Origin of the sequence: Caballeronia sordidicola (assembly GCF_000729995.1) — a bacterium.
Classification (GTDB): domain Bacteria; phylum Pseudomonadota; class Gammaproteobacteria; order Burkholderiales; family Burkholderiaceae; genus Caballeronia; species Caballeronia sordidicola_A.
Map to the genome: position 1 here is coordinate 284480 of NZ_JNFG01000009.1, position 23770 is coordinate 308249.

Here is a 23770-nt window from a genome sequence, read left to right on the forward strand (position 1 = left end):
CTGCACCGGACTTAACCATTGCGCCGCCCCACGCTTGCCCCTCTCGCCGCGAAGCTCAGGGCTCTACAGGCACATCAGGGCGATGTACGAGACGAATTCATGCGCCCGAACACAAATTGTCCCAGGTACCAAACTAGGTCTGCGTTCGCGAGGATGTCCTCCTCCGTAACTGTTGAGGCCTCAAGTTTCATACGGCGGAGCATGAGCTTGCCTTGGCTCGACGTGATCCATGAGCGCACCAAATCTTTACGGGTTTTTAAGTCCGCAGAATTGAAGTGTTCACGTCCTTTGAGCGATTCTTCATTCATGCGTGCACGGACTTCTTCCTCACGCGACGCCATGGTGCGTGCGACCGAACTCCGGGTTTCATTCTTTGCGACCTCTGCTTCTGTTTCGTTGCTAAGCAGCTTGGCCTGAACGTCGACCATCGTCCGTTCGGCTTCGGACATTTTCCAGTTATCGCGGAGAGCTCTCATCAAGTAGCCAGCTGGACTCCTTTTCACCTGTCCGCGATCAATCTTGAATCGAGTGTATTCGACAGCTTGCTGAATGTGTGTATCGGTCCAGACCTCACGGTTCTCGGAAATCTCGGTGAACTGTTGGGTCGACAAGTTGAATTCATCCTTGAGGATCTTGTACAGGTGGCTGGCGTCAGCCAAGCTGGCCAAAACAGCGTCGGCGGTATCCTTGCGCTTGAGCAGAAACCTTATCCGGTCGATTTTTTTCGATGTGCTGGACTCGGTCCTAGTTTCATAAGTCAGATCGATGTCCGATACCTCATTGATTTCACGCACTGCCGGCTCAAGCCAGTCGCGTTTGAAGTATTTGAAGATGGCCGCGTTTGCGCCCATCTTCCCGGGCCAATTTCGCATGTCTTCAAGCGGTATCCATTCCGTTCGGCCATCGGGGACACTCGGCAATATCTGATCATAAATCGCGCGCGCCAGGCTGCGCGTAAAAGCCGTCGAAATGCGCAGGCTCAGCCAGTGTGACTTTTTTGGGTCACGGATGTGCGGAACTAATCTCGGATGCACGTCGAATCGGACCCGCCCTCTGTGGAACCCCACCATCCCCAGCAGTTGGACCGAGACCCATAGGTCGTCTTCATTGGGGTCGCGGTCGAGCGGCGTATCCGTCACCTGGATTTTCGCGTCCTGCGCTTCCTCTGCGATTGTGCGCAGGTGCTTGAGATTGCGGCTGTCATAGCGCATCAGCCACTTGAAGTAGTTCAGTTCAACGTCGTACTGATCTCGTGCTTCTTGTTCCTGTGCGACGATGAAATACGCGGCGTCAAGAAATCGCCGCGCCGGCAGGCCCATGTTGACGATTTGGGTGAAGAAGTTGTTCCGCTGGTAGCCGATTTCACGGGTGGCCTCACTGATGGGCATGCCTAGGTCGAAGAGGTCCTCGAACAGCGCGAGCGCCATCTGGCGAGGTGTCACCCTCGACTTGCCTGCTTCAGGATTGTCCGCCGCCATAAGCTCATCAGCTGATCGTTTGAATTGTTTGCGAATGTAGCATGCGTGGGTGAGCTGTCAACACATACAACCTCACCCTCCTCCAGCCAGACAGGGCTGTCCGCATTGCCTTTGCCGGCTACGCACAATTAACCTCACCTGGGCACAATCGACCTCACCACGTTGAACCTCCGCCCAGCAGTCACGCCTTATCTCGTGCCGCTGGCAGCGACGCCTACCCGGTACTGCACAGCCAACCTCACCTTTGGTAGAGCAGTTTTTTTCCGCACATCAAACCTAACCTTGGTGTGGAACGAACCTCACCTTCCGCACACAACGAACCTCACCTCTGTGCACAGTTAACCTCACCCCTGACACAAGAAACCTCACTTTCCCAAGGTTAAGCTCTTGAAACTAAACGTAGTCGTGGGTCGCTGTTGGTAAGTTGGTTGGTTTAATTCTTTAAAAAAACAAACCAACTAGTCTTCAATACGTTGATATGTGAACTGTTGTCGACGGTGAGGTCAATTGTGCAATGCCCTAAAAACTGATCCTGCGCGGACTGGTGAGCAAGATTTATGGTGAGGTTGATTGTGCAGATTCACTCGTGAGGATCTTTCCACGCCTTTTCCGTGAAGTCTTTCCTGATACCTGACTATGAAGGTGAGGTCCATTGTGCAATTTGGATATGGTCAAACACCGCAGGTGTAATAGCAGCACAATCGACCTCACCTTGAAGCCTGAGTAGTGATTGAAGGTTGATCTAACGGTCTGCAGCCAACAATAGCGGAATGGAGTGCGATGGTTCGGAAGAGGAGGTCGGGTTTCACGCTTGGCGAAGGTACTCTATAACATTGCGAAGGACACTTCGACGGGGCGCTTTCAGAGGATATCGCTATAGTAAACAGCAATTTATAGCGCAATTGCTAAGTCTTTCCTGTATTCTGAGGTTAATTAAAATTTCCGGAAAAACCTCAGAATGGTGAAAACAAGCCAACTTCCTGCTGTAGACAGAACTGTTCATCTTGAGCAGATTAGCCAGTTTGCTGAAAAGGTCTCGATTTTCACAGATGAACTGCGCGACACTATCCTCGCGCCACGGCCGAGAAAGGCTGCCCCTGTCTTTAAGACAGGAGAGATCGCCGAAATGTGCAATATCGCCCATTCTCAGGTTCAATACCTCGCCACAAAGAGTGACGGAGAGTTGCCCTCGGGCACGGCAGCAGGCACTGGGCGTACCCGGACCTTCACTCTAGAGGAGGCGCGCGTCTGGGTGCAAAAAGTCTCTGACATCTATCAGACTCCGCTTGTTACCGGGACACGTGAGCCTGAAGGGAAAATCATCATCACGGCCCAATTAAAGGGGGGATCGGCAAAAACAACCACAACCATGTGCTTGGCGCAGGGATTGACCTTGCGCGGACGCAAGGTGCTGGTTATCGACCTGGATCCGCAAGCCTCGCTTTCCGAACTTTGCGGTCTTTACGCGGAAAAGGATGTGACGCCGGACGACACGATTCTGCCTTACATTTATGACCAGGACATCGAAGGCGGACTGGAGGCGAGAGTTCAGTCAACGTACTGGGATGGTCTTGATGTGATCCCGGCTCACACTGAATTAATTGGTGCAGAGTTCCATCTGCCCGCGATGCAGAAGATGAGACCTGGATTTCGGTTTTGGACTGTGTTGCGACAAGGTTTAGAGCCGCTCCGCAAGCGATATGACTACATTCTCATGGACACGTCGCCCTCTCTGTCGTACCTCAATCTGAACGCACTGCTTGCAGCAGACGCGATGGTTATGCCGATGGTCCCGGAGAATCTCGACTTCATTAGCTCGCTGTCGTTCTGGCGCCTGTTTTCTGACGTGTCCAAGAGTTTCATGAAGTACGAGACGGACAAGAAATACGACTTTATTTCGTTGCTGCTTTCGAGAGTCGATTATGGCCGTAACTCTTCAGCACCTATCGTGCGAGCATGGGCACAAAGTGCCTACGAGAGTTGGTTGCACTCGATTGAAGTGCCCGCGAGTTCTGTAATGAGCACGGGAGCGCTTGCGTTCTCAACGGTGTTCGACGTCAGCAGTACCCATAGCGCGTCCAAGTCGTTGCAGCGGGTTAGACAGCCTCTTGTCGATTACTGTCGTTGGATAGATGAAATCTATGCGGAAAAATGGAGGAACGCGCAATGAGCAACATGCGTGAACAATTACTGGCCAAGACGGCGGGCATACGAGCGACTTCGTCTATCAATGAAGACGAGGTGAAACGTAGCACTCGAACGCAAACGGCGCCTGGCCTTGCAGGGGCGTTGGCGGTTGCGCAGCTCCGTGTGCAAGAGCTGGAGTCCACTGGCGCTGCCTCGCAATTGGCGGTGTCAGATATTGTGGCGAACCCCTGGCAGCCGCGGCGAGTATTCAACGAGGCGAAGCTGTCGGAACTAGCCGAATCTATTCGAGAAGTCGGGCTTATGCAGCCTATCGTGGTGCGCCGCTCGGGGGATATTTATCAGATTGTGGCGGGCGAACGTAGGTGGCGCTCGCACAAAATGATCGAGCTTGCCACTATAAAGGCAGTTGTCGTGGAGTGTTCCGACGCGGACATGGCGGTGCTGGCCCTCGTGGAAAATGTCAGCCGTGACGATTTGTCGGACTATGAAGTTGCCACGTCCATGAGGCAAACGGAAAAGGAATTTCCTGATCGGAAGCGAATGGCCGAAGCGCTGGGTATGTCTCGCAGCGGGCTCTATCAGTTTCTCTCGTTCGAGAATCTGCCGGACTTTATCAGGAAGGACCTGGATATCCAGCCACGGCTACTTGGTGGGACTGCGGCTCAGGCGATTGTTACGGCGATCAAGAAGCATGGAGAGAGCGGAATGAACGCTGCAGTGGAACTTTGGCCCCTCGTTGTGAAGGGCGATATGGACCAGGGGAAGGTCGCGGCGGCGATTAAGGCGTTGGCAACCCGCCAAGCAACGACGGCCAACTCAGCGAGCGAACGGAGCATCGACAAGTTCTTTTCTGGCAAGGAACACGCGGGCTCCATTACCAAGGATATCAGCGGGATCACGGTGAAAATCAAGTCCGGCGTGCTGACCAACGCGCAAGAGACACAGATTAGGGAGCTTATAAGTCAGATGTTCCACGCTCAGCCGAGAACGAACTGAGGGACGCTGAGCGCAAAGCCCGCCATGTGCGGGCTTTTTTTGTGCTCTTTTCTAGCGTGTCTAGAGTCTAGACAGAATCAGACGCGGTGGCCCGTTTCTGATCGATTTCGCAGCGAGGGTCGTGTCTAGAGTCTAGACACACGCGTGGGCAGATCTCGATCGAGCGACGCTATTAACACATGCGGTACACCCAGTCTGACCGAGGACGGCGGCAGTGTAGAGGCGCTCGCTAGGACACGTTGGTGCGGGAAGCGATACCAACGCTTCTGGCTGCCGATTTTCTGCGCGGGAGACATGTAGGGGCTACAAATGTCTCTATGCGGGCGTGAAAATCACGTTCGTCCGGTTCGCAAAAGACCGGGTCACATTGGCAAAAGCAAGTGCCGTGACCCAGAAAATCACCAGAGCGGTTGGCGTGCCCACAACAACAATGGATCACAACGCCGGAGAGTTCATCGAGAAGATGCCGGGATATCGCGCGCCAGTCGTTGCCTTGGTGTAGACAGCAGTTTGGTTGATCGCCGATGCTCGCGATCGGACATCTTCAGCGAGGCCGCCTTTCCCCCCGTCACTTGCTTCGGGATTATATGGACCGTCGGGGCCGCGGAGGTAAATCAAAGGACATTGAGGTACCCACGCAAGCTCGCGAGAGCTGGCTTTGCTGGGAAATTCAGGGGTTCTCCGAGCGACCATAGGATGAACGGAAGCGTCTATTTCCAGTCAAAAAATGCCCGTCGCGAGCTTCAAGTTCGGCACGAAGAGCTTTGTGAACCTGCCCTTCGCCTGTTCTAGCCGCTTAGGAAATTGTGCCGGCGCTGAGTCCCGTACTCCAGGACTTCACCGAGCGCCATTGTCGCCCTCCGTCCAGCGTGTCCGACTAACACGCTGGACCAATCACTACGTGGCGACAGCCTTCTTCCCGAGCGTGTCTAGACTCTAGACACGCATAGTCACGCTAGCGTCGTGCCCATCCTGCACTCAAAGAGCCTCCGGTTTTCCGCCCGCATATAAGCGGCAAGGCTCTGCAATGTTGTTGAACCCTCACGTGAGATTCAGATCTGACGGAATCGAATCGCCATATCACGGACACCCGTTTTCCGTCCCAGGTCCCCATTGCGCGCTGCGTTGCTATCTTCGGTATCAGCTGAAGCTGGTCGGCATTGACGAGTTGCTTTTCAAGCGTGGCCAGACTGGTAGCAACGAGAGTCCCGTCGCCGATGCGACACGTTTGACGGAAGTAGTTTTGCGCACAGTCTAAAGGCCGTGCGTTGCAAGTCCAACACCACCATCCCATCGTTGCGCTGCCCAGCGAGCCGCATTTGATATAGCGAGCAGACGGCATGTGCACCACGATATTCAGTACCGCCATGCCTCGCAATGACGATGCGTGGGCAGTTGCGCAACTAACGGTCATGCCCGAAGGCGTATCCAATAAACAAAGCCACGCTCAACATTCAATGGCGGAAAAGGCCTACTACTTGTCATCAGTAATCCCTCGAATTCGAGTACTGTATAAACATACAGCCTGCGAGGAAGCCATGGAACAGTGGGTACGAGTGCGGACCGAGCAGGATCGTCAGTTGTTAAAGTGGCTCATTGAGACCATCGGCGAGGCGGCGATTGTCAAGGCTGCACACGCGTGCGCAAGGGGTGACGCCAAACCCTACTTATCGACCGTGTGTCGGCAGCTAGGGGTGTCAGTTCCGCGACTTTCAACCCAGCGTTCTCACCCCGGCGAGGTAGGCGAACAGCACCTCCAAGTGATCTACCACATCCTGCAGTGCCCGCGCACCCATGCTCGAACGGGATTGTGATCGATGCGCTAGAGGTCCGTCCGTCAACGGACACTGATCTTTCGGAAACAAGTCGCCGTACTAAGTCGCAAAGCGTGGTGACCGCCAGAACAGCCCGTTATCCGACAGTCTGTGCTAAAATTTGCGTTGCAAATGCAACGCATTGGAGTCGTCATGAAAACTGCCTCCCTCCCTTCGCTTCGTGTCGACCCCGAACTGCGTCAGGCCGCTGAAAGTGTCTTAAACGACGGTGAGAGCCTCTCGTCGCTGATGGAGTCGTCACTGAGATCAAGCGTCACACGCCGTCAATTACAGCGGGATTTCGTCGCGCGAGGGCTCGCTTCCCGGGATGAGGCCCGTCGCACCGGCGAATATTACGCCGCGGATGAAGTGCACGCAGAACTCGAAGTGATGCTTGCTGCGACCAAGAAAGGGAAGGGTGCTCGTTGAGTTATCGGGTCCGCTACACGGGTGAAGCGCGTGCTGACTTGATCCGACTTTACCAATTTCTACTAGAACAGGACCCTGCGGCTGCCAGACGAGCTCTGGAAACGATCCGCAAGGGTGCAGACATGCTTGCATCGTTCCCTTTCACCTGCCGCAAGGTCGACTCTGGCAATCCCTATCTGCGAGAACTCGTCGTGCCGTTCGGTAGTACGGGCTACGTCGCGCTGTTCGAAATCGAAGGCGAGGAGACCGTGACAATTCTCGCCATACGGCATCAACGCGAGGACGACTACCACTAAGTATGGCGTTTGCTCTCGGGTTACCTTAAAGCATTAGATAAAGAGTGTGTGGAGCACTGCAGTGCGCCGCACGTCCCACTGGATCATACCGGGGCGGGCGGATTCCCTTCCGCCTTCTCATCTCGGCGGACCGTGCCGCGACACTCCGGTGCCGTTCGACGGGTGCGTGTTCGCGCGATCGATACGAGCCCTGTTAACTATTAGACATTATGGGCGTAATGTTCAGTAGGCCGCCGGCCAGCCGAAGGGATCGACCGGTCTCCGGCCATTTGGGCTGCGGACCTCGGTCGCCGGCAGGATCCGTTGAGGTTTGCGCAACAGTGCGTCCGGTCCAATATTGAAGCGCGTGGCGTTGTCGACACTCGCTCGATCACCGCGGCAGGACTACTTGCGAGGGCGCTCCGCAATGCGTCAGGTCCGTGAAACAATCAACATCTAACTTGGGTGGCCGCAAAGCCATAACCAGTAAGGAATGGGGGCATTAAAAGCCGAAATGTTTCACGGTTCAGGGAAACCTTTCGGGCCTCGGCGCGCTTTAACGGGGATTTTCTTCGATCACCGACGTCAATTCATCGATCTTCCAGGACGCTTGTATCAATTGAGTCTGAAAACGTATCAACCACTACGTTACGAAATCAAACGCCGTTTCTCTCGCTGTCACGCGTCATGCGGTCGTCGAATGGCACACGGCATCGTGAGGAATCTCCGGTACGCTCGCTACCGCGACCGCCTCGTGAGCGGTTTCCGGGAAACGCAAACCAGAACCGAAGAAAAAAGATGAGCCTGAGATTCATGGAACAGGCCGTTGTCATCGCACCGGCGATGTTGCACGACGAGTTTCTGCCGGCACGCTGCAATACCGCGACGTCATATTGATTGGTCGCCACACTAGCTGCACTAGCGCAGGGATGGCAGCCTCAACCGGGCATCAGCAAACTGCCCGGCATCACGCATCTAGTCGCCCGGACGTTGGAGCTCCGGTGCAGCCGCACACCTATATGCGGAATATGGCGGCTGGTCGCCGTCCATGACTCTTATGCAGAAGCAGGGCGCTGCCACTGTCATACCGGCGCTGCCTCGCACCAACGAGGTACGTCCGGTGCGGTATCCTCCGGACCCGACAGGTACATAGGCTGTCTTTCGCTTAAATTGGAGAACGCGAACATGAACAAACAGGAACTCATCGATGCGGTGGCAAGCGAAGTGGGCATCGCGAAATCCGCCGCAGCAGAAACGATCGACGCATTTATAGCGACCGTGACGAACGCGGTGGTCAAGGGCGATGCGGTTCAACTGATTGGATTCGGGTCTTTCAGTACGGGCGCGCGTGCGGCCCGCGCGGGTCGCAACCCGAAGACCGGTGAGGCGCTTCAAATCGCCGCGTCGACGACCGTCAAGTTCACCGCCGGCAAAGCGTTTAAAGACGCAGTGAACCAGTAGGGCGTTAAACGTGTTTCCGTCTGCGCGGGTCGCAGGCGGATGCTATGAGTTCGGCGCTATACCTGCGAGCTCGCACTAGAACAATTGATCGTCGAGCAACCTTAGATTTTTCCACTTCACCGCGCTGCGTCGCTCGACCCCATCTGCGTGCAGCGAACGGATCATGACGCGCTCGCCCCGTGCCTCACCCAACACCTCCGCGATTCGGTCGCCGTACCTCACCAGCGCTCCGCGCTTGGGACGCGTCTTCAACAGGAGGCGGGCGCGGGCGCCGACATGTTTGATGCGCTGCATAGCTGAAAAGTGAATGCGTTTATTGGAAGCGGGACCGGCCATCAATTCGATTTCGGACTGAGCAACGGCGATGCAACGGTGCCGGCCAGGAATTGGCGTAGACCGAAATAAATCTGTCACAAGTTCGCAACTAAATCTGTCAATTCGCCTAAATGCAGCGCCGGCGGCGAGAAAAACCAAGAGAATTCAACAGGTTGTCGGACGCGAATTAAAAGTGTCACCGCCTCATGGCGCGTAAGTCGTCAGCCGGCGACCGTGGACGTTGCTCAGGACGAGGGACGTCCATATTGTCGTCCGAGCGAACACGCAATCGATGACTGATGGCAGCGCGGTCCCGCCTGCGCATCGCCGGGGTTGTCGAAAGTAGCGAAAGGCGCCCGTAGCTGAAGTGCGAGTGGCACGAGACGCATCGGAACGGTGCTTCGACGAGGCTGGTGTTGACGATGTAGGGCGTCTCTTCCCCACAGTGCAGGCATCGCGTTTCGAGCGATTGCCGATGCGCTGGACAACGGTCTTCATCGTTGAGTTGATACAGCACACTGTGGTAGCCATGTGCCGCGCACTGTCGGCAATACCGGAAAGCGGGGTGGTAGCGACCAGGGACCGCCGCGTCGAGCAGCGATGCGTGCAGCACGTTCTCGGGCAGGCGCAGCAGACGACGAAGGCGCATGAGGTTGACGACCTCGCGCACAGGAGCCACGCCTACAGACGGGTCAATATCGGGGTCTATCAGTTGAACGAGGAAATCGGCAGCGAGTGCGTTTGCACAGCCGAACTTCCACAGAATCGAGACCAGTGATTCTCCCGGCACTAGCCATTTGAGATTGAAGACGCTCCCGAGCGCCAGACGGAGTTCGCGCTCGTCAAACGCCAGAATCGGGAAACGAGGCGGCCTAAGCGCCGCCGGCTTACGCCGTCGCAAGCACGCGTCCGGTGGCATGTCGAGACTGAACGTAACCGCAGTGACGCACCGAGTGAGTCCACAAAGCTGCGTCGGGGCAGTAGCCTGGTGCATCCCTGAGTTCGCTGTCCTTGAGCACGATCTCGACAGCGCGTGCGAATGATTCCATGGGCAAGTCCAGGATCCCCGGTAAGCTCGCCTTGTGGTGTGCGTCCTCGAACGCCTGCCACAGAACGGTGGCGTCGCTGGTCAGTCGATAGCCGGCGTCGAAGGACTGAGGCACATAGAAGCGCGTGAAGCTCCAGGGGGTCCGCTCGGGATAGGCGGTCTGGTCGTAACCATTAAGGCACGTTGCGACATCCTCGGCGTTGCGGATGCCGGAGAAGGCAAGTTCTTCGACCATAAGACGCGCGACGATCTGCGTCTTGTGCGCAACCTGAAGCGCCGTCTTCTGTGCAAGCAGTTCCTCCTGTCCAACGAGAAACGTGAACAGTTTGATTTGCTGACGATCGAGCGCGTCGTGCACGTCGCGCAGCCATTCGTACTCGTGGTCATTCAGTCTCTGCGCCTCGTCGCAGAACAGGATCACGGTGCCACTTCCGGCCCTGGCGGCCGCCTCGCGAATGCGCAACGAGAGTCGCGTTCGTTTGGTCGACGTTGTGCCGGCATTCGGACAAGTGTCGCCGACCGCCTCAAGCAGCGTTGCGAAGAACGGGCCCTCGGCGTGCCTCGGCTTGTGCTCGCACTGTGCATGGTAGGTGGTGATCTTCGGGTATTCGCGTGCGAGTAGAAGCCGCACGTACTCGATGGCGCGGGTCTTGCCAACCCGCGACGGGCCATAGATGAGCGCACCCATGATCCGGTAGCGCAGACAGCGCGTGACGAGTTGGTAGAAGCCTTCGATCGCGGGTGTGGCGAGACGGTAATTGCCGGTGACGAGTGGATGCAGCGATGGATCGACCGGACGCGGTATCTTAAGCGACATGACACACTCCCTAAAATGACGAAGTTAAAAGACTTGGCCAGTCCCAATCGAGAGCTTTCGTGGACGCACCGGCGTGGGTGGCGGAAGTGAGGCGAGCCCGTCGGTTTGCGATTGCGTCGATGATTGCGTGCGCGCTGTAACTGCAGTTTCGCTCTCGGCGGGACGGCTCGGCCCGAGCGGCGTGCGTACGGTCGACGCCGACGCCAGCGACTGCTTCGTACGGGCAAGATCGGTCGCCGCCTTGCGCGTCTTCTTCGCCTGTGTGAATTTCTCCTGAACGTAGGCTTCGATCGGATTCATGCCGGCGTCAGAGAATCGCTGGCGCTTGCCTGACTGTTTGCAGATCTCCTGACGTAGCTTGAGGTTGTGCGGCACCAACTGCCACGCGCCCTGAGCGTCAAGTACGCCCAACTCCGTGCCATCCGCGAGAAAGGCCCGTACGGAGCGAAGATCGTCCGCGTTCATGTAGATCAGCAGACGCTGGCCGATCAGATGCGTACTGGCAGCAAGCACACGGTTTGTGTAACGGACGCGGTAAAGGTTGATGTGCGGACGCACACCCTGCCCGATATAGGCCCGAACGCGGCACTGCCTTGCCGATTGCATCAGACAGAGCGTTCGGCGACGCTGTTCAGCGAGCCACGCCAGCAGCGTTTGCCTGCCACGCACGAAGTACTCCATGGCTTCCAGCGGCGTCGCGTTGTTGAGGCCGGTGTGGGGCGTACCGTTGTAACTTGAGATGGCGTACTCAACCAGTTCACCCAATTCGTCAAGGGAGACGAAGAGGCGCAGGTCGCCTTTAGGATCAGCGAGTGCCCGACGCAGGTCTCGTGGATGAGAACCGGTGTAGCCGGGTAACCGAGATGAGAGGCGACTGGCGATCGTGCCGAAGAACCGCTCGATATAAGGCCGTTCGTCGGGACTGTATTTCGGTCCGGCGTCAGCCACGCAGCCAACGAACTCGCATAGCGCCGTCAAGGTCTCATTCGCGAGATTTGCCTTCGCGTTGTCGAGCTTCATCCATTCCCAGGTTGCATACGCCAGTTCGGGTAGGCGCTCCGACGGAAAGCCGTCCTGCGTTCCACGGGCGAGGCCAGCTATCGTGAACGTCCGCGCGTGATGAGGTTCTAGCGCATTCTCGATTGTCTTGATGACGTCGTAGCGGCTGTATTCTCTGGCTAATGCGATGTGGTAACCGAGCACGGCGCGCGTACACACGTCTATGATTGCAAGGAGCCAAACCCTCTCCATCTCGAATTCGTGTGCAAAGCCGAGTGGATCGCGTACGACAACCTTGAGCCGGATGTCGAGCCGGTGGCCGTCGAATTCGACGACCTGATACGGACGCATCGCCGCGGGCGTACCTGCTGCGTCGAGGCGAGGCAAGCCCTTGAGGTGCGACGCTCCGGCCGAGCGGGCCGCCGTCCCGAACGTGCGCAACATTTCCACCTTTAAGCGTCGTGACAGCGAACGGAGTGCACGGTCGGCTGTGTTGAACGGATAGTCACCTGCCGTCAACCCTACCGACCGACATTGGTGCAGGAAGTCATCGTGTAGCGATTGCAGACCGCGCAGGCGAGTTCGTAAGTGACCGTCGGTATGTATCTGCTCAAGCAGTACCCCGCGACGTTTGACCTGAAGAAGCAGCCATCCTGCAAGCGCCGGATAGCGTTCAAAGAGTTGCGACAGAGCGCCAGCGGCGCCTCGACTGCCGCGTTCGCCGTGCACCTGTACGTCGCGCACTCGCTCATACTCTGCGATGCGCATGTAGCGGATAAGTCCCCGAAAGCCGAAAGGACGCCCGTCAGAATGCTGTTCCTGCGCGCGTTCGAGCCAGCGGTACAGTTGACGGCGATTGATACCGGCGGACTTCTCAATTTCCCTGATCGATTCCCCGGCGACGTAGCGCAATATGGCCTGTTGGCGCTTCTCGAACATGTTCCGCGTCGCCTGGTCAAACCCGGTGTAGGCGACAGTGGGCCAGGCGCTAACGTCGATCGCCTGCAGATCTGGTTTGCGGCGATTCATAAGGTTGCCTCCGTAGCCACGAATGGCGTGAGCAGGGACAGGGGTTGGGTTTGAAACTCGTGTGAGCTGACCCGGCCGTCATGAAGCAGACCAAACAAGGCAGCGCGAACCAGAACAGGATCGGCGGACGAGAATTCCCGCTCGATATCGAGCAATCGTTGAGATTGCTTCAGGAAACGGGCGATCGTTCCGGACAGCGTTGACGGAATGAGATCGCGGTTGGTGACAAGGTAGGGGAGCATCCGCTGCCAGTTGTCGAGCCATACACGCGCAGCGGCTAGTTCAGCCGGCGCGACAAACCGGATCAGTAACTCGTTTTCCTCATGGTCGCAGGGGAACGCTTTAACCGATCCATCAATTTCAGATTCTATGAGGATAACTAATTCTCGCAGATCGACGTAATGGACCCAGAAGTCAGCGAGACGACGGGATCCGTTGATCATCACATAGCCTGGGCGTTCGCAAAACGCAATCACTTTGGGATTCGTCTCAAGGAGCAGCCATTGGTCGAGCAGCGGACGCCGGTAAAACATGACGCGGCGCGCAAGCTTCGGGCTGAATGCTTCGAGCCGGTGGCCGCCGCGTGGACGGGCGAGCGCGACTGGCTCCGGAATATACAGAGAATTTTCCATAAGTCGGGGCCTTACGGACGGGATTCGAAGTGTAGGAGGCGAGGTGACGAATTTAATACGGACTTATGCGAATTGACGCTTTTATTTCGTTCGGACTGAGAGTGAACCAAACCGTGGGAGGCTATTTCCGTCGACTTGACCGTCGACTTGACCGCCGTCATAGACGACGAGACGCCTTACCTGATGGGATACGCCGTTTGGAATCCGCGAAGTTTCTAACGAAAAGAGCCCAACAAGGCCGCCCGGTACGCTCGCTGTATCAGCTATGCTGCCGACGTTGCCAACCCGATTGGAGTTGCTATGCGACTGATCATCGAGGCCCGCCTGGAGGCGGGGGAAACGAGTGAGACTAAAGCGACGACCGTTGCTGTGGTCGAACGAAAGGACCGGAGCGTCGCCGACTTGGGACTTACACTTGCCGAAGGCCGCGCCTTGCTCGCTGAGGTTCAATCGTTGTTGGTGTCGGAGCAGGCTGCCGGGTGGATGGAAAGCCAATTGGCTTGCGATCGTTGTGGCTCGATGCTGGCGCACAAGGATGCCCGGTCGATCGTGGTGCGAACCGTGTTTGGCAAGGTCGACGTGCCGAGTCCGAGGCTGTGGGCGTGCAGCTGCGCGGCAAAGCAAGGGCAAGCGCGCCGCTCTGTGAGTCCGCTGTGTAAGGCCGTTCACCAGCGTGTGACGCCAGAATTGGAGTATCTGCAGGCCAAGTGGGCGGCCCATCTACCCTACCGTCAGGCCACTGAGCTGCTTCGAGAGGTCCTTCCGCTGGACAAAGGGATTTCCTTCGGTAGTACTCGCCGTCGGATTCTCGCCGTCGGTAGCGCGCTGGACGCGCAGATCGAGCGCGATATCGCCTCTGGACCAAAAGCGCTCAGCGAAGAGCAGGTCCGCGAATCGACCACCGTAGGCTGCGTGAGCGTCGACTCGGCTTGGCTGAGCTTCAGCAGCAGCCCCAAGACCCGCAAAGCGGCGCGCGACCTTGCGGAGCTGAAATCGCCTTGGGCGCAGAACTTGCCGCGGGATCGACATGTCAACATCGTTGCGGGCCGTGCAACTCTTGCGGATCGCACCCCGCGTCTGTACGCGTACGTACATAAGCTGGTCCCATCGGCTCCCGCGCGGCTGGACCAATTTCTCTTTGCAAGCGGCGTGGCTCCAAACGAGCGAGTCACCGTGATCAGCGATGACGCTGGCGAATTTGGCAAGGCTGTGGACGGCAGCCAGCTCGCTAGGGGGAGGATTCTGGACTGGTTTCACATCGCGATGAAGTTTAAGGCTGCCAAGAACTCGGTGTTAGGAAGCCAGACGATTGAGCCCGAAGAGCGAATCGCTGTAGAGACAGAGATCGATCACGCCAAGTGGCTGGTTTGGCATGGAAAAGGCCGACAATCCGTTTTCCGCATCAAAGCCCTGGACGCCACGCTGCTGGCAAGGGAAGGCTATGAGCACTCGACGTTGTTCTGGAACCTGCGCCGCCTGTACTTCTACATCGAGCGCAACGCCGGTACGCTGGTGAACTATGGAACGCGCTATCACAAGGGTCTACCGATCAGCAGTAGCATTGCCGAGTCCGCGGTGAACCTGGTGGTCAGCCATCGCATGGCGAAGAAGCAACAAATGCGATGGACGGACGAGGGAGCGCACTGTCTGGCACAGGTCAGAGTTGCTGTACTCAACGAAGAATTCTCGGTTGAGAAACTTGCCGTGTTGACCAAGACTTCTGCAGCTGAAAACTCGCCGAGTGCACGCCGCGCGGCATGAATTGACCTCCCACGGTTTGGTTCACTCTCGAATCGGTGACAACTTCATTGTGGTCTACGACAAAGCGCTTAATTCGGCTGACACGATCTGCAGCAGAGCGTGGGTTGTCTTGCTTCCGGCACGATGTTTGGGCGTAGCTGCGAATATCCGGGCTTGCATTCGGCGTAACGGTGAGGCGACCCATTGCTACCTCAGCATGAATGACGCCGCAGGTAAGGATAGTGTTCAGGTGCCCTTGCTCGACAATTTGCTCTATCGCGGGCACGGAATCAATTTCCATGTCTACCGCTAAGTCTATTTTCTGCCGACCACGCTGTCGATCTAGCCGGACGCGCTATGGAAGTCCGATCTCGATCTCGAATCTGAGACCGATGCGAAGGGAAGGGCGGATAGCAATTTCATCGCCGATGCATTGCCAGCGCAGTCGAAAGACCGGTTGACTTGTCCAATTTCGACCTCTGCTCGTATAGCGTTACCCCGACGCTAGCAGACGGCTCGCAGCCGCCCGAACGCGGGTCGACAATTTTATACGCGCAACAGCGACGCTTTTATCTCGGTATACGTGTGCTGGCCCGCCAGTCCTGCGTTTCGTGCCTATGACCATGCACGTTCGGCGAGGTCGTGACGAGTGCCTCGCTCGATGACGCGCAGGCGAGGTAGCGGCGACATAGGGAAGTCCACTATTACAATCCGACACGTCGGTCGCATAATGATAAAAATTCGGAAACAGAGCGGATTCTCCGCAAGCTAGGCCTCGCAATCGTGTCGAAACCAGCGGTGATGGAATGGAAGATGACCAAATGATCCTCTTAAAGACAAGCTTATGGGACGAATTGTCCCATAAGCTTGTAGATGCGCTATGGCGACCCGTCGCCAATGTCGTCGGCCGTAAGAGCGTCGTTCTCTTTGCCGCGCTTATGTGCCATCTGTCTCACCAGAATGTGGTCGTCACCGTCATCGCGATAGTTGGCTTGACTCGATCGTCTACCTTGTTTGGAAACCCTGGACAGCCGAATTAGTAGCATTGCTTCCAAGATGGATCCGATGGTTGCCAAAAGGCTTTGGTGCAATGTCAACGGTGGCTACTGCGTTCGTTCCGTATCTTTGAGAGACACGCTTATGCAATTAGGTAAACTAACTAATAGGTTTCGAGAAGATGCGAGATTAAATTAAGCAAGTCTTTGTTAAGTGGCGATCAAATCTCTGCGCAGGCCGAAGGCGGTGTAGTGAACATCATTCATGTTCCCGGTCCAGAGTGAGCGACGAAGTGCCGCAGAAGAGCGTTCCGAAGAACGCAAATCTCGGACCGCCTGCAGCAACAGCTCTATAGACATGACGGCAAAAGCGAAACAGGCGAGGATGCTTTTCCTTTAACTTGGCTAGATGGGAGAACTGATGCTGAGTCTGTCGGTTTTAGCAGTTGTCTCTGACGACTTGCCCCGTTGCTGCGCAAGATTTCCCCGGTAGCAACGCGAGGCGTTGTAACGACGCTTCTGAGCGCGAATGCTGCTCAACAGAAGCAGGAAAGTAAAGCACTGTGCTGTAAAGATTCAAGTACAAAGCTTGGCAAATTAAATGTGCATCTTAATGAGATTTGGAGACATTTATGAGACGGATTTTTACAGCTGTAGTTCTCGGTGGCACTGCTTTTACGGTGTACGCACAAAGCACTGTGACCCTATATGGGACCCTGGATAGCGGGATCACATACGTAAACAACGCGCAAACCGGAAAGTCGGGAGGAACGCTTGTCGGACATCCTCAAACTGCTTTGACAGACGGTGCATTAGGATTTGGAAATCGCTGGGGCTTAAAAGGTTCCGAGGATCTCGGGGGCGGCCTAAAAACGATTTTCACCATCGAGAACGGGTTCGGCATGAACACCGGCGTGATTCAACAAGGGGGCGCGGAATTTGGGCGGCAATCGTGGGTCGGCCTCTCGAATGATTTGGGAACCGTTACATTAGGCCGTCAGTACGACTCCTATATTGAAGCTGTGCAGTTACTATCGATCCTGCGCGTTTGGCCCGCATACATTGGGACTCACCCCGACGATGTAGACAATTTGGCAAATACAAATCGCACTAACAATTCGATCAAGTTCAGATCGTCGGTAATGAATGGATTCAGGGTGGGAGGAATGTATAGCTTCGGCGGAGTAGCTGGGAACTTTACCCAAAATCAAATCTGGTCTCTAGGAGCAAACTATTCTGCAGGTCCATTTTCTTTTGGGGCGGGCTACTTCAATGCACGCGATCCGAACGTTTCCTTTTATGGGAACACACCGAATAAAGGCACGGCGACGGCGAATAACTTGGGTTCATTTGGATCGACGACATCTCCGCAAGGAAACCCCGTCTTTGCTGGCTATGCATCGGCGAAAACCACGCAGATTATTGGAGTTGGTGCCACATACGCACTAAATCAGACGACAATTGGAGTCGTAGTGACGAATCCACGCTTTGAGTCGCTTGGCTCCGCGTCGGGCCCCAATCCACTAAAGTACTCAGGCTCGGCCAACTTTATCAATGCCGAACTCAATGTGAGCTCGCGACTGACACCCTCATTTCTCCTTGCGTCTGCATTTGACTATACGAAGCGAAATTCTGTCAATGACGATGGCGGCGCCAAGTACTATCAACTCGATTTCGAAGCTGACTATAGTCTATCAAAACGGACCGATGTTTACGCGCTCGCCGTCCTCCAGCGCGCGAGTGGTCGCGACTCACTTGGTCAACCTGCTGTGGCGTCGATCACCGGTTTTAGTCCATCGGCAACAAATAGACAGGTGGGGTTTCGATTAGCACTATTGCATAAGTTTTAGAGTCTCCGCGCAACTTCCGCACCTCGGCGGAAACAGCTGCCGCGTGCCTCCAATGCATCTCCGATCCTTGAATTGCATCCCAAAAGTTGGACGTCCGTCCAACGATTTGGGATGTTCGTATCTCCGGTTCCGTTGATACCAGCACGCTACGTAAACATAGGGTAAGTTAACAACAGAACGGGACACTTGCTGTGCGATTGCTGGCGCTAGGCAGCCTGCAAATCTGGATTACTCCTCGCGAGACATTGCATTTTAAATAGGTATCTTGATCAATTATGGTGTTAACGCAGTGGCAAGCTTGCTGCCAGAAAGACACCTTCGATCCGACTCAAGCTTGCGTTACCTGAAGTCAAGGCAGCGCCGCTGCCGCCCCTGCCTGCGCAGTTACCTGACGATGTGGATGCGCTGAAGACGTTGCTGCATGCCCAGCTGACGGCTCATCAAAGCGTTCAGCAGGCGCTCAAGCGGGCCCACGAGCACACGATGCGCCACACATTGGCCACCTGTACGAGCAGGTCGTTCTGCTGCGCCAGCGGCACGTCGGCGCGAGCACCGAACAGCCCGCAAGCCACGCGCACGTGTTCGACGAAGCGGAGTTGCCGTCCGCTGCGAGCACCGCTGAGCAGGGATCAGGCGCCGCTTCCGTTTGACCGGCCGCGCGTGGACATCGTGCACGAGGTGCCGGAAGGTGAGCCCCATGTGTCCATGCGGGACACCGATGGTGGAGATTGGCGAGGACGTGAGCGAACAGCCCGACATCGAGAATGCTATTCGCCCGTTTGTGGTCCGAAAAAAAACGATGGCTGTTCGCCGATACGCCCGTCGGCGCACACGCGAGTGCGGTGATCTACTCGATCATCGAAACGGCACGCGCCAACGAGCTTGAGCCGTGCACCTGGCTGCGCTGGGTGACGCGTGGATTGCCAGCGGCGCAGTCCGTCGAGGCCATCGAAGCGTTGTTGCCGTGGAAGCTCCATCGCCAGAATTTAGCCAGCGAAATGACGCCTGAACAGTCTGGGGTTGGCGGATCGCCTACCTTAGGGCGACTGAAAATCCGAAGCGGATTGTCGATATCACGTCCTACGTATGAGTCACATTGTGGCCTTTCCTGAGCAGACTCCACCGTCTCGCGAGGCCATTCCGCACCCTTATCCACATTTCCCGCCCGAACTCGGCACGAGGAGGGCACAGCAACGCTAGGTCTCTACTTAGTTGACGTCATTTCTTTCTTCGGACCGAGCGTATTCTGGCGAGCGCCACGAACCCGAGTCTTCGCTTCCAAGAAGCCGGACAGGAACAAACCACCGACCATCTCGTAGAGGTCTCTTGGCGATATCGCTCCAGATTCCTTGTACCAGATCTCGATCCAATTCATCATGCCTACGAGCAACAGACTGTAGATTTTGCGTTCGACCGGATTTACGTTCCCATTTACAGTCGCCAGCACGTTCGAAACCAGGTCCAATAGGATTTTTTCGATCTTTTTCTGTTTTGCCTTCTGCTTGTCGGTCAGGTATCGCATATCGACCAGTGCAACCACATGGCGAGCGCGAACATCATCCGATGGTTCCAACCATAACTGAACAAAGTAACGAAAAAACTCCTCTTTGTTATCGGTCCTGCCCGATTCTACGTGGAGTTGCACCAACTTGATCAGGCGGAGCACGTGCTCCTGCATAATGGCGAAAAGTACGTCTTCCTTCCTCTCGAAGTAGTGATATAGCATCGATTTGGAGACATCACACCGCTCGGCAATCTGCTCCATTTTCGTCCCAGCATAGCCGTACTCTGCGAACAAGCTTGATGCAGCGTTCAGTATGTTGCTTCGTTTTTCGTTATAGTCATCCGCGCGAATTCTTGGCATGCTTTGCACCTTTTATCATCGTTACAGAACAGGCAGTCGGCTATTATATTGCACCAAGTTGTCGAAAAAGCGAGGTTTTTCGTACGTTCGTGCACCTGTTCCCAACGGCAAATAGCGACCCCTAATGGTGCAAGCTTAAACGATCTACGAAGTCGTGGTAGGAACTCCTCCACGCGGGCAGAGGTAGGAGCGCCATAATTGTTTAATCGGGTATTGGTCTGGCTACTGCCAAGCCACAATTCAGAGGGGCTGATCACACTACCAGAGTCGTTGGCATTCCTACCTTACACGAGCAGCGCGCGAGACACCGGCGAGAGATTGCGCTCTGTCGTCAAAATCGCCGCGCATCAGTAAACAGCTTCAATCGACGTTGCTTTCAGGGCCGCCGGTTCCGAAATTGGGACCGGCGAAACGTCAAATTGCGGGTCATGTGAATGTCGTGTGCCTTCCGAAAAGCGCGGTTGGGGTAGACATGAATTTCGTTCACATCCCCTTCCAGACTGGTGGACGTTTTTCCGCAAAGGCTCGTGCGCCTTCCTGGGCATCCTCACTTTCGTACGCGCTTCGGTATATGTGCCATGCCATTTCGAGCCCTGTGTCGCAGCCGACGCTCATCGCAGTGAGTAGCGAGCGCTTGCCGGCGCGGACCGACAAAGGTGCATTGTCGCGAATTGACTTGGCCAACTGCATAGCCCGTTCTCGCACGGCTTCCGGCGTGGCTTCCAGGTAGTTGATGAAGCCCAACTGCAGGAACCGCTCGATTTGCATAAGATTGGCGGTGAGCACCAGTTCCATCACCACAGGCTGTGGCAGCATCCACAGCAGCGGCATGCCCCACGGTGAGCCGCGCCCCATCTTTGACTCGGTGATCCCGATGTTAGTCCCGGCCAGCCCGACCCGCAGGTCGCAGTTCAGGCTCAGCAACATCCCGCCGGCGATCAGATGGCCGGTCATTGCAGCAATAATGGGAACCTTGACGCGACGCATGCGAAAGTGGAACGGGTCTTTAAAAAAAGTCAGGATGTCCTTTCCCGTCTCCTGCTTTACCCTGCTGGTCTCCTTTAAATCCATCCCTGCGCAGAACGTACCGCAGTCGCTGGAAGTAAGTATGGCCACACGAATGTTCGGGTCCGCGTCGATCCTTTCCCAAGACTCGTAAAGACCCTCCATAGCCGCGATGGAGAGCGCATTCCTTTGCTTTGGACGATTCAGCGTAATTGTTGCGATGCCATCTTCTACTGAGAAGAGTATCGGACTTTCTTCATTAAGAGCGCCTTCAGTCATTTACACATCCTCGTTGAAATATGTCGAAAAGTCGGTCCGCCTGGGTTCGGTTCGATCCATACGATGTAGTCAGGCGGTGAACCCGCCTCATGAGCAGATGCAAAGGAAATTCCATTGTGTAGCCGATCGCACCATGCATTTGTAAGGTGCTGTCAGCGACCGCCTTGCCGGCGCGGCCAGCAAAATGCTTGGCGGCGAAAATAGCAGCCTCAGCATCAAAGTCATCCGCGTCCATGGCGGCAGCCGCATAGTCGATTGACGCCATCATTGCCTCGACGCGCACGTGGTTATCAGCCAGCGCGTGCTTTAGGGATTGGTTCGCCCCAAGCACCTGTCCGAACTGCGTCCGCAAGAGCAGATACTCACGCGTCATCGCGACCATGCTGCGGCATGCACCGGCAATCTCCGCGGCCGCTAGCAGGGCAGTTCGTTGCTGCAGGAAGCCGTCTAGGGCACCGTTCGCTTGTGCGCCCTCGGCCAGCGGCGTCGCGGCTGCGCCATCAAACCTTAGGTCCTCAAGGGAATAATCCGGCTCTACCGTGGCGCGCGCCTCTCGGGTAAGATTTGGATCATTCAGTCTGACTTCGACAAGTTCCATTTCACCTCCCCGCCATGCGTTGATCACGACGTGGTCAGCAAGATGAACAAAGGGAACCAATCGGGCGACACCGTCCAGACGCCCATCTCGTAACATCGGAAGATCGGACTGTGAATAGTTCGCGCTCGACAACGTCCGGGTTGTCCCGGTACTGACCGTCGTAGTGCAACGCCCCATGGCCAAAGCATGCGTGGTCAGTGCTTCGAGCACGGGGAACGGTAACGCTGCCGCACCGGACTCGATGGCCACCGACGCCTGCACTTGGGCCGATGTCATGGCAATATCGTCGGCGCCGGTATCGAAAAGGCCCAGCTCACCTAGCGCTCGCCCAACCGTAGCACCGTCTATTCTGACCTTGTCGAGTTGACGCCTTTCGGTGTCCTTCGTTTGGAGGCTGTTAAAGAGCTTTCGCACCGCGTCGCGAATCATGCGGTGCTCTTGCGTGATTAAGTTAAACATATCGATTCCAATTATGGTCATATCGCCGCGCGATCCTTACCGCCCACGAGGCATGTCGAGCAGCCGTTCGGCAATGATGTCCTTCTGAATCTCGGACGTTCCTGCGAAGATGGTTTCGGCGCGTGAGTGGAAATACACGGGCATGAAGCGATCGCAATCCAGATCGTCCGCGGGCGGGAACCAGTGATCCTCTTCGAGCAGGTCCGCGATGATCCCCGTCGATTCCTGATGAAAATGACTCCAGCATTGCTTGCCAATGCTTGCTTCGGCCCCTACCTGTTCGCCCGCCACGATTCGGCTCACAAAGCGGACGTTCAGCGCGCGCAGTACAAGCAATTGACTGTACGCCTGGGCGATGGCACGCCGAAAATAATCAGATTCGACAACCGCATCCCGGCGAGCGCTCGCCACGCGATACGCGTGCTGCAACTCGTTGACATAGCGAGCCTGACGATACAGGCGCGTAGTAGCACGCTCAATGGCAAGCACGGCACCGGAAACCCGCCACCCTTCGCCAACCGGCCCGATGACATTCTCGGCCGGTACGACGACTTCATCAAAAAACACTTCGTTGAAGTCCCACTCTTCGTCGAGTTGTTGAATGCCGCGCCGCGTGATGCCGGGTGAGTTCATGGGGACCGCCATGAGCGTCAGACCCTGATGCTTCTTCGGTTCCGACGACGTACGCACCAGCAACAGGCACATGTCGGCATGCTGAGCATAACTGGTCCAGATCTTTCGCCCCGTTACGACCCAATTGCCGTCGCGTTCGACGGCACGCGTCTTGAGCGCAGTCAGGTCTGATCCTGCATCGGGCTCGGAAAAACCTTGGCACCATATGTCCTCGCAGGCCGCGATCCGAGGCAAATAGTATTTCTTCTGAACTTCGCTGCCAGCGTGCAAAAGAACGCCTGCAACCAATTCCCGCCCAATTGGGTTGATGCCTTCGGGAGCCGCGATGCGGCCACATTCATCGCCATATATAAAGTGCTCGACCAAAGTCAGACCTTTACCCCCGTAGGCCGTTGGCCAGTGCAAACCAGCATATCCAGCCTCTGAGACGCTACGCTCCCACGCGCGCAATACCTCTCCCCGCCGGGCGTCCTCGAGCCGAGGCGTGAAATGGCCGTTACGCCAGTTCTCGGGCAAGTGTTTCTTGAGCCAATTGCGCAGTCCGGCGCGAAAGGCGCGCTGTTCTTCCGTGAGCAGAAAGTCCATGTTGATTTCCTCGAAGCGTTTCGGTGTGCGCCCGCCGTCATGCGCGGCGCGGCGGGTCGCGGCCCCTCGCGACTCGCTTTGCTAACAGTCCCGCTGGGACGCGGATCCCGATGCTGTGATCGATATGGCAGCACAGTCGGCGGATTTGAGTGTGTAGGGGAGAAGCAGATGCACGATCACGTCGAATCTCGATGTGCGCCCGCGCCGGTCGAGATCACGAGGTTGTTAACCGGGTGCCGATTCGGGCGCCCCGCATGCATGAGTTTGCCCGCAAGCGGCCGGTCAAACACGCGCTCCGCGACTTGTGCCGCCTCGAGCAGA

General features: G+C 56.3%; 17 protein-coding genes and 1 pseudogene. 8 read left to right on the forward strand and 10 right to left on the reverse strand.

The genetic code is table 11. The features are described from left to right. Window positions 1-74: 74 nt before the first annotated feature. Window positions 75-1478, reverse strand: coding sequence for a replication initiation protein (locus FH08_RS0110715; protein WP_031358315.1), 1404 nt, complete (start codon window positions 1476-1478; stop codon window positions 75-77). A 958-nt stretch (window positions 1479-2436) separates the two neighbouring features. Between FH08_RS0110715 and FH08_RS0110720 the strand changes: the two genes are divergently transcribed. The 5 genes from FH08_RS0110720 to FH08_RS0110755 all read left to right on the forward strand — a co-directional run bounded on the left by FH08_RS0110720 (window position 2437) and on the right by FH08_RS0110755 (window position 8601). Next, on the forward strand, window positions 2437-3648 hold the full coding sequence (locus FH08_RS0110720) for a ParA family protein (RefSeq protein WP_031358316.1): 1212 nt from the start codon (window positions 2437-2439) through the stop codon (window positions 3646-3648). Continuing rightward, complete coding sequence (locus FH08_RS0110725; protein WP_031358317.1) at window positions 3645-4622, forward strand: ParB/RepB/Spo0J family partition protein; 978 nt, start codon at window positions 3645-3647, stop codon at window positions 4620-4622. The genes FH08_RS0110720 and FH08_RS0110725 overlap by 4 nt, the downstream gene beginning before the upstream one ends. Window positions 4623-6589: 1967 nt before the next feature. Continuing rightward, complete coding sequence (locus tag FH08_RS0110740) at window positions 6590-6865, forward strand: YlcI/YnfO family protein (protein WP_031358319.1); 276 nt, start codon at window positions 6590-6592, stop codon at window positions 6863-6865. Further along, the gene (locus FH08_RS0110745; RefSeq protein WP_031358320.1) at window positions 6862-7161 is read left to right on the forward strand and encodes a type II toxin-antitoxin system RelE/ParE family toxin; all 300 of its coding nucleotides are present in this window, start codon (window positions 6862-6864) and stop codon (window positions 7159-7161) included. Before FH08_RS0110740 ends, FH08_RS0110745 begins: the two co-directional genes overlap by 4 nt. Before the next feature lie 1164 nt (window positions 7162-8325). Next, window positions 8326-8601 (forward strand): HU family DNA-binding protein, encoded by a 276-nt coding sequence (locus FH08_RS0110755; protein WP_031358321.1) that lies wholly within the window; start codon window positions 8326-8328, stop codon window positions 8599-8601. Between the two features lie 75 nt (window positions 8602-8676). Here the strand turns inward: FH08_RS0110755 and FH08_RS0110760 are convergent, their stop codons facing one another. The 5 genes from FH08_RS0110760 to FH08_RS0110780 all read right to left on the reverse strand — a co-directional run bounded on the left by FH08_RS0110760 (window position 8677) and on the right by FH08_RS0110780 (window position 13441). After that, window positions 8677-8937 carry a hypothetical protein gene (locus tag FH08_RS0110760; RefSeq protein ID WP_051888111.1) on the reverse strand — a complete coding sequence of 87 codons (261 nt, stop codon included), beginning with the start codon at window positions 8935-8937 and terminating at the stop codon, window positions 8677-8679. A gap of 175 nt (window positions 8938-9112) precedes the next feature. Next, window positions 9113-9817: a hypothetical protein gene (locus tag FH08_RS51320; RefSeq protein WP_200878726.1), complete on the reverse strand. Its 705-nt coding sequence runs from the start codon at window positions 9815-9817 to the stop codon at window positions 9113-9115. Then, a complete protein-coding gene (locus FH08_RS0110770; protein WP_031358324.1) occupies window positions 9804-10781 on the reverse strand; it encodes an ATP-binding protein in 978 nt (325 codons plus the stop codon). Before FH08_RS0110770 ends, FH08_RS51320 begins: the two co-directional genes overlap by 14 nt. A 24-nt stretch (window positions 10782-10805) precedes the next feature. Next, window positions 10806-12809: a helix-turn-helix domain-containing protein gene (locus FH08_RS0110775; protein WP_031358325.1), complete on the reverse strand. Its 2004-nt coding sequence runs from the start codon at window positions 12807-12809 to the stop codon at window positions 10806-10808. Beyond that, complete coding sequence (locus FH08_RS0110780; protein ID WP_031358326.1) at window positions 12806-13441, reverse strand: hypothetical protein; 636 nt, start codon at window positions 13439-13441, stop codon at window positions 12806-12808. Before FH08_RS0110780 ends, FH08_RS0110775 begins: the two co-directional genes overlap by 4 nt. 300 nt (window positions 13442-13741) lie before the next feature. On the opposite strand from FH08_RS0110780, the gene FH08_RS49425 reads away from it, so the two are divergent. From FH08_RS49425 to FH08_RS53320, 3 genes and pseudogenes are all read left to right on the forward strand, one after another. Then, the gene (locus tag FH08_RS49425; protein ID WP_051888113.1) at window positions 13742-15202 is read left to right on the forward strand and encodes an ISKra4 family transposase; all 1461 of its coding nucleotides are present in this window, start codon (window positions 13742-13744) and stop codon (window positions 15200-15202) included. A 1606-nt stretch (window positions 15203-16808) separates the two neighbouring features. Continuing rightward, window positions 16809-18026 (forward strand): porin, encoded by a 1218-nt coding sequence (locus FH08_RS0110800; protein ID WP_031358330.1) that lies wholly within the window; start codon window positions 16809-16811, stop codon window positions 18024-18026. Between the two features lie 757 nt (window positions 18027-18783). Beyond that, window positions 18784-18994, forward strand: a pseudogene (locus FH08_RS53320) (transposase domain-containing protein); the annotation flags it as partial. Window positions 18995-19230: 236 nt separating this feature from the next. Here FH08_RS53320 and FH08_RS0110815 read toward each other — a convergent pair. From FH08_RS0110815 to FH08_RS0110830, 4 genes are all read right to left on the reverse strand, one after another. Then, a complete protein-coding gene (locus tag FH08_RS0110815; protein WP_031358332.1) occupies window positions 19231-19890 on the reverse strand; it encodes a TetR/AcrR family transcriptional regulator in 660 nt (219 codons plus the stop codon). Between the two features lie 483 nt (window positions 19891-20373). Further along, window positions 20374-21174, reverse strand: a complete 801-nt coding sequence (locus FH08_RS0110820) for an enoyl-CoA hydratase/isomerase family protein (protein WP_031358333.1) — start codon at window positions 21172-21174, stop codon at window positions 20374-20376. Further along, window positions 21167-22201, reverse strand: coding sequence for an acyl-CoA dehydrogenase family protein (locus tag FH08_RS0110825; protein ID WP_160172458.1), 1035 nt, complete (start codon window positions 22199-22201; stop codon window positions 21167-21169). The genes FH08_RS0110820 and FH08_RS0110825 overlap by 8 nt, the downstream gene beginning before the upstream one ends. A 66-nt stretch (window positions 22202-22267) precedes the next feature. After that, a complete protein-coding gene (locus tag FH08_RS0110830; RefSeq protein ID WP_031358335.1) occupies window positions 22268-23449 on the reverse strand; it encodes an acyl-CoA dehydrogenase family protein in 1182 nt (393 codons plus the stop codon). Between the last annotated feature and the right edge of the window lie 321 nt (window positions 23450-23770).